The sequence below is a fragment of the Sphingomonas sp. BK069 genome (genome assembly GCF_014193405.1).
GTDB lineage: Bacteria > Pseudomonadota > Alphaproteobacteria > Sphingomonadales > Sphingomonadaceae > Sphingomonas.
The window spans coordinates 1-1,725 of record NZ_JACHZH010000025.1 but is presented as its reverse complement, the minus strand read 5'-3'; the positions used below and the strand labels follow the sequence as shown (position 1 = coordinate 1,725).

Sequence of the window (1,725 nt, the reverse complement as noted above, 5' to 3'; positions counted from 1 at the left end):
CGACGCTTGCGCACGTTGACGTCGGAGAGGACCAGCTTCGACAGCTTGACGGACTGGATCATGGGAAATCACCCTTATGCTGAGCATCCGACGTTCTGCCGGACACCAGCTCCCTCCCCCCTTCTCTCCATTGCTCGGGCCTGCATCGGAACGTGACATGTTCTCGGACTGTTCAGAGTTACTGCGAAGGTGACATCGGCTATGACGATACCGTCGCGTCCGCGACCGTCCCCCTGACTACCGGGATCCAAGATGACCGAAGAAACGAACCCCGTCGAACTGGCGACCGAGCTGACGATCGCGTGGCTGTCGAACCCGAACACGCGCACCTCGGCCGACGACGTGCCGGCGTTCCTGAAGACGATGCACGATGCCGTGGCGAACCTGAGCAGCGCTTCGCCCGAGGCAAGCTCGGAGCAGGCCCAGCCTGAATACACGCCTGCAGTGTCGGTCCGTAAGTCGCTCGCGGACAAGGACCACATCATCAGCATGATCGACGGCAAGCCGTACAAGACGCTGCGCCGCCATCTGTCGACCAATGGCTTGACGCCGGACGAGTACCGCGAGCGCTACAATCTGAAGCGCGACTATCCGATGGTGGCTGAGACCTACAGCGAGGCACGCCGCACGATGGCGAAGAAGATCGGCCTTGGCCGCAAGCCAGGCCAGAAGGTCGCCGAGGCAGCCCCGGAGACACCCGCGCCGAAGCCGCGCCGTTCCAAGGCGAAGGCGGCCGAGACCACCGAGGCCTAACCGATAGGCCGGTTCGCGCGTTATGCCGAGCCGGCCGATCGATGATGAGCAGCGACTGATTGACCTGACGCATTATCGTCGCGAGCATATGACCGATGTGGCGGAAGGCCTGGGTCTCCCTTGAGGAAGCTTCGCTCATCGCGCTCAGCCTCCTATGCTGCCTCGCGGTGCCAGCGGCCTTGCTAAGATACCTGGCTGAGATGCCAGCGAAGGTAGAGCCTGGCGATGAGTGGCACCCATATATCTTCGTGGCTTACATCACCCTCGACATCGCAGCTGTTTTCCTGCTGATCCGCTTTCGACAGTCGTGGATGCCGTGGGTTCTTGCTGCTGCGACAGGATCCGCACCATATATTTCAATTTACCTCCTCGGCCGCTCCTAAGCCGCCTTCAGCAGCCGTTCGAGAATAGCGTTGGCCTCGCTGACCGGCACGAAGACGCGCGTGCGGTAGGCGATGATCTCGGTGAAGCAGCCAAGCGACTTCAGATAGGCGAGCTGCTGCGCCGGTGCGCGCTCGATCTCGATGCGCTGGGTGCCATTCACGAACGCGCGCCGGATGGTCATCGGGAAAGGCCGGGTCACGTCGACGCTGCGCCCCGACATGACCGAGTGCGCGATGGCGTCGATCGGCAGGTCCTCGCTCTTGGCGATGCCGAGCTTGGTGTAGAGCTGCGCGACGTGCTGGTCGAACACGAGTCGACCGAGCCAGGAGTTGCCCTGCGCGTCGACGATGCGGTTCACCGCGAGGTGGTCTGACGGCAGCGCCGACCAGATCGGCAGGAGCAGCCCCGTGGCGAGACGGATCGTCTCGATCTCGGTCTGGCCGGCGAGCTCCGCGACCTCCTCGGCCCATTTCGCCTCGAACGCGGCGCGATCGATCTTGTCCCAGGCGGACTCGAGCAGGTCGGCCTCCCCGATATACTCGCGTCGGCACGGCCGCTGCAGCTCGAGCCGCGGGATCGCTTCGCCCT

Annotated in this window: 1 protein-coding gene and 1 pseudogene; one reads left to right on the top strand and one right to left on the bottom strand. The window is 63.6% G+C overall.

Going from position 1 to position 1,725, the window contains the following annotated elements:
* Positions 1–252 precede the first annotated feature (252 nt).
* Positions 253–753: a MucR family transcriptional regulator gene (locus FHY02_RS22580; protein WP_183926614.1), complete on the top strand. Its 501-nt coding sequence runs from the start codon at positions 253–255 to the stop codon at positions 751–753.
* A gap of 379 nt (positions 754–1,132) precedes the next feature.
* On the opposite strand, the pseudogene FHY02_RS22575 reads toward FHY02_RS22580, so the two are convergent.
* A pseudogene (locus FHY02_RS22575) lies at positions 1,133–1,725 on the bottom strand (methylase); the annotation flags it as partial.